The organism is Candidatus Deferrimicrobiaceae bacterium, assembly GCA_035256765.1.
Classification (GTDB): domain Bacteria; phylum Desulfobacterota; class Deferrimicrobia; order Deferrimicrobiales; family Deferrimicrobiaceae; genus CSP1-8.
Genome location: DATEXR010000302.1, coordinates 1 through 4,864 on the forward strand (window position 1 = coordinate 1; position 4,864 = coordinate 4,864).

General features: G+C 65.4%; 4 protein-coding genes and 4 tRNA genes. All 8 read right to left on the reverse strand.

What is annotated here, in order from left to right; translation table 11 throughout:
- Positions 1-173: 173 nt before the first annotated feature.
- Positions 174-249, reverse strand: a tRNA-Thr gene (locus VJ307_10565).
- 11 nt (positions 250-260) lie between these two features.
- Positions 261-336: transfer RNA gene (locus VJ307_10570), tRNA-Gly, on the reverse strand.
- 82 nt (positions 337-418) lie between these two features.
- Positions 419-503 (reverse strand) — tRNA-Tyr (locus VJ307_10575).
- An 11-nt stretch (positions 504-514) separates the two neighbouring features.
- A tRNA-Thr gene (locus VJ307_10580) sits at positions 515-589 on the reverse strand.
- Between the two features lie 94 nt (positions 590-683).
- Positions 684-1,406 carry a 23S rRNA (guanosine(2251)-2'-O)-methyltransferase RlmB gene (gene rlmB / locus VJ307_10585; protein HJX74581.1) on the reverse strand — a complete coding sequence of 241 codons (723 nt, stop codon included), beginning with the start codon at positions 1,404-1,406 and terminating at the stop codon, positions 684-686.
- A gap of 4 nt (positions 1,407-1,410) precedes the next feature.
- Entirely contained in the window at positions 1,411-2,127 is a 717-nt protein-coding gene (gene pyrF, locus VJ307_10590) for an orotidine-5'-phosphate decarboxylase (GenBank protein HJX74582.1), read from the reverse strand.
- Positions 2,124-3,854 (reverse strand): proline--tRNA ligase, encoded by a 1,731-nt coding sequence (locus VJ307_10595; protein HJX74583.1) that lies wholly within the window; start codon positions 3,852-3,854, stop codon positions 2,124-2,126. The genes pyrF and VJ307_10595 overlap by 4 nt, the downstream gene beginning before the upstream one ends.
- Positions 3,851-4,864, reverse strand: a 1,014-nt coding sequence (gene ispG, locus VJ307_10600; protein ID HJX74584.1) for a flavodoxin-dependent (E)-4-hydroxy-3-methylbut-2-enyl-diphosphate synthase, incomplete at its 5' end; no start/stop codon positions are given. The genes ispG and VJ307_10595, both read right to left, overlap by 4 nt.

Consider the following 4,864-nt stretch of genomic DNA (forward strand, 5'->3'; position numbering starts at 1 on the left):
AAACTGCGCCAGCCCGCGAGTCGCCAGCACCTTCGTGATCCCCGCGGTCAACGTCGTCTTGCCGTGATCCACGTGACCAATCGTACCGACGTTTACGTGAGGCTTCTTGCGCTCGAATTTCTGCTTGGCCATGTGCGTTCCGCTCCTCGATGTTTAGGTGTGCATCGCCAATGTGGAGCCCACGAGCAGGATTGAACTGCTGACCTCGTCCTTACCAAGGACGCGCTCTGCCAACTGAGCTACGTGGGCGCGTTCTTTTCTGGAGCGGGCGACGGGAATCGAACCCGCGACCAACAGCTTGGAAGGCTGTGACTCTGCCAACTGAGTTACGCCCGCAAACTCTGCAATCTTACAATTTTATAGATAAAATTCATAAACGTCAACTGTTTTGACCTGCCGTCTTTTTCCGGCGAAAACATGGTGGAGGGGGGAGGATTCGAACCTCCGTAGGCGCTGCCAGCAGATTTACAGTCTGCCCCCTTTGGCCACTCGGGTACCCCTCCCGGGAGATCTCTGGAGCCGACGAAGGGAATCGAACCCCCAACCATCTGATTACAAATCAGACGCTCTACCGTTGAGCTACGTCGGCTGGAAACGTAAATTCCAAAACGAGGCATTAAATACTATTCCCTTTCGAATGTCAACGCTTTTCGAGAGAGCGGTCCCCTTTCGCGAACGGCGCTTCAGGCCTGCCGGAGCACGCGCGCGCAGAACGCGAGGATGCCCGAGGTTACCCCGACATTGAGGGAGTCGCTGCCGGCCTCCATGGGGATGCGCACCGACCCGTCGCACTTCTCCCGGACCAGTCTCCGGATCCCCGTGTTCTCGCCTCCGAGAACGAATCCCGTCCGGGCGGAGGGCGTGAATGCCGACACGTCGATTTCCCCATCCGCGTCGGACGCGTAGATCCAGAATCCCGATTCCTTGAGGGTCTCGATGGAGCGGGCGAGGTTGGTCACCTGCACCACGGGGATGTGCGCGGCCGACCCCGCGGAGGCGCGGAACACGGCCGCCGTGACGGGGCAGGACCGGTCCCGGGGGATCACGACCCCGGAGAGGCCGAACGCCCGGGCGTTCCGTAAAACCGTTCCCAGATTGTTGGGGTCGGTGATCCCGTCGAGGAGAAACGCGGCGGTCCTGGCGGGGAGGGAGCCAAGCCATTCGGCGAGATCGGAGTACCGGAATTCGGCGATCTCGGCCGCGATTCCACCCCCCTCTTTTTCGCCGGTCCGGCGGTGCCACTCCTCCCTCGGGCATGTGAGGCAGGGTACGCCCGCCGCCGACGCCCTCTCCCCGATGGCCTCCCTGACCTTGCCGGGAACCGAGTCGGCAAGAAGAACCTTCCTTGGCCGCTGCAACCGGGAAGAGAGGACTTCCTCCACGGGGTGCTGCCCGGTGACCCACATGCCTTCATGCCCCCCGCCGCGGGCCTGGTTCTTTCGCGCTTTTCATCTCGGCCGCGAACCGCCTCGCGGCCGCCACCGGATCGGCGGCCTTCGTGATCGGCCTCCCCACGACGAGGTAATCCGCCCCGTTCCGTATCGCGTCATAGGGCGTCACCACCCGTTTCTGGTCCAGGACCTCGTCCTCCGGCAGCCGGACTCCCGGCGTGACGAGAACGGCCGACTTCCCCGCAAGCTCCCGGACGGCAGCGACTTCCCGGGCGGAGCAGACGATCCCCCCGATTCCTTCCCGCACTGCCATCCCTGCCAGGCGCAGCACCGTTTCCGCCGGGGTAGAGGAAAACCCGGCCTCCAAAAGGTCGGAGTCATCGAGGCTGGTGAGCACCGTGACGGCCAGGACCGTGGTCCCCGTCCCCCGCGCGGCCTCCGCGGCCCGGGCGAGCATCTCCCTCCCCCCCAGGGCGTGAACCGTGGCGAACGTCACCCCCAGCGCGGCGGCGGAGCGCACGGCGCCGGCGACCGTGTTCGGGATGTCGTGGAACTTCAGGTCGAGAAAAACGTCCGCCCCGGCCCCGCGGATCCGCCGGACGAGATCGGGGCCGCCGCGCGGGAAGAGTTCCATACCCACCTTGAACAGGCCCACTTCCCCCGCGAGTGCCTTCACGACCGAAAGGGCGGCATCCGGGGAATCGGTGTCCAGCGCGACGATGATCCGCTCCTTCACGGGGCGCACTCCTTTCTCTTTTCTTCCACGGCGGCGCACACCCGGTCGACGACCCCGGAGATTTCCACCCGTTCGGTCTTCCCCGTCCTCCGGTCCCGGATCTCCGCGAAGCCCGCCTCGAAATTCTTCTCTCCGAAGGTGACCCGCATCGGAATGCCAACCAGGTCGGCGTCCTTGAACTTGATCCCCGGCCTCTCCTCGCGGTCGTCGAACAGCACCTCGAGCCCCCCGACGGAGAGTTCCTCCCCCACCCGTTCCGCCTCCTTCCCCAGTTTGTCGTTTTTCATGTTCACCGGCAGAACGCACACCTCAAAGGGGGCGATCGATATCGGCCAGATGATCCCGTCGGCGTCGTGGTGCTGCTCGATGGCTGCGGCCGCGGTCCTCCCGACGCCGATGCCGTAACACCCCATCACGATCGGCTTCTCCTTCCCCCCGGCGTCGAGGTAGGTGGCGGAAAGCGCCTTGCTGTATTTCGTCCCGAGCCGGAACACGTGCCCGACTTCGATCCCGCGGGAAAAGCGCAGGAAGCCCGGGCACCGGGGACAGCGGTCCCCCTCCTCGACGAGCCGCATGTCGGCGTAGCTCTCCGGGGAAAAGTCCCTCCCGGGAACGACGTCGACCAGGTGGGCGTCCTTCTCGTTGGCGCCCGTCGCCCCGGAGGGGATTTTCCGGACGGAATGATCGGCCAGGATCCGCACGGAAAGCCCCACCGGCCCCGCGTACCCGGACGGCGCCCCTGTCAGCTCCCTCACGCGGTCCTCGGCCGCAAGCTTCACCCAATCGGCTCCGAGGCGGTTCTTCACCTTGACCTCGTTCACCTCGTGCTTCCCCGACAGCACGACGGCCACGTCCCCCTTGTCCGTCTCGAACAGGAGGGTCTTGAAAAGGAGACCCGGAGGGATGCCGAGGAAGGCGGACACCTCCTCGATGGTCCGTTTTCCGGGAGTGGGCACTTTCCGGGGGGATCCCGTTGCGGGATCCGCGCCGGGACCTATTTCTCCCGGCGGGCACTCCGCTTTCTCCACGTTGGCGGAATAATGGCAACTCTGGCAGGAGACGATCGCGTCCTCCCCCGATTCGGCGATCACCATGAACTCGTGGGAACTGCTCCCCCCGATCGCCCCCGTGTCCGCTTCGACGGCCCGGAAATCAAGACCCATCCGCCGGAAGATCCGGCTGTAGGCCTCGAATATTTTCCGGTACGACCCGGCCGCCCCCTCCTCGTCCGCGTCGAAGGAGTAGGCGTCCTTCATGAAGAATTCCCTGCCCCGCATCAGTCCGAACCGGGGGCGGATCTCGTCGCGGAACTTGTCCTGGATCTGGTAGAGAGTCAACGGAAGCTGCCGGTAGGAGCGGACCTCCCGACGGACGAGATCGGTGATCACCTCCTCGTGGGTCGGCCCCAGGCAGAATTCCCGTTCCGCCCTGTCGCGGAACCGGAGCAGCTCTTTCCCGTAGGCATCCCACCGGCCGCTTTCCTTCCACAGCTCCGCCGGTATGACGGCGGGCATCAGAACCTCCAGCGCCCCCGCCCGGTCCATCTCCTCGCGGAGGATTCCCTCCACCTTCCGGAGGACCCGGAGGCCCGCGGGGAGGTAGTTGTAGATCCCCGACGCCACCTTGCGGATGAGCCCCGCGCGGAGCATCAGCCGGTGGCTCGCAACTTCCGCATCGGAGGGGGTCTCCTTCGTCGTCGGCATGAGGTATCCCGAATACCGGATCAACGCCTTCTCCTTCCGTCCCTCGCCAGCCGCTGTGCGAACCGGACCACCTCGGCGACGATCTCTTTCTCCTTCACCTTTTTGACGACCTCCCCCCGGACGAAGAGGAGGCCCTCCCCCCGCCCTCCGGCGACCCCCACGTCGGCTTCCCTGGCCTCTCCGGGGCCGTTCACGGCGCACCCCATGATCGCCACCTTCAAAGGAATCGTCATGCGGGAGAGCCGCCGCTCCACCTCGCAGGCGATGCCGGCGACGTCGATCGAGACCCTCCCGCAGGTCGGGCAGGAGATGAAATCCGGTCCCCGCTCCCGCAAGCCCAGGCTTTTCAGGATCTGCCAGCCCACGCGGACCTCTTCCTCGGGGGGGCCGGTGATCGAGACGCGGAGGGTGTCCCCGATCCCTTCCGCAAGAAGGATCCCGAGGCCGATCGACGATTTCACCGTCCCGGAGAATACCGTCCCCGCTTCGGTCACTCCGATGTGAAGGGGGTAGTCGAACCGCTTCGAGAACAGGCGGTACGCCTCGACCGTGGTCGGAACGTCGGAAGCTTTGAGAGAGAACTTGACCTGCCGGAACCGGGCCTTTTCGCACAACCGGACGGCCCTCGCCGCGCTTTCCAGGAGCGCCCGCGGGGTCGGCCCTCCGTGCCTGTCCAGGAGATCCTTTTCCAGCGACCCGGCGTTCACGCCGATTCGGACCGGGATCCTGCGGGCGCGTGCCGCCTTAAGCACTTCGAGAGTCCTGGCCTCGCCCCCGATGTTCCCCGGGTTGATCCGCAACCCGTCCGCGCCGGCCTCCGCGCACGCGATGGCGACCCGGTGACGGAAATGAACATCGGCGATCACGGGAATCGGCGAGGAGGATTTGATCCTGCGAAAGGCGCGAACGGATGCTTCGTCCGGTACCGCGACCCGGACGATCTCGCACCCCTCCCGCGCGAGCGATCGGATCTGCGACACCGTGGCGCGTACATTCCCCGTGTCCGTGTTCGTCATGCTCTGCACGGAAACGGG

What these genes read in the sequence shown, in the direction of transcription:
- rlmB (HJX74581.1), bottom strand. Translation starts at nt 1,406, where the DNA reads ATGTGGGTCACCGGGCAGCACCCCGTGGAGGAAGTCCTCTCTTCCCGG.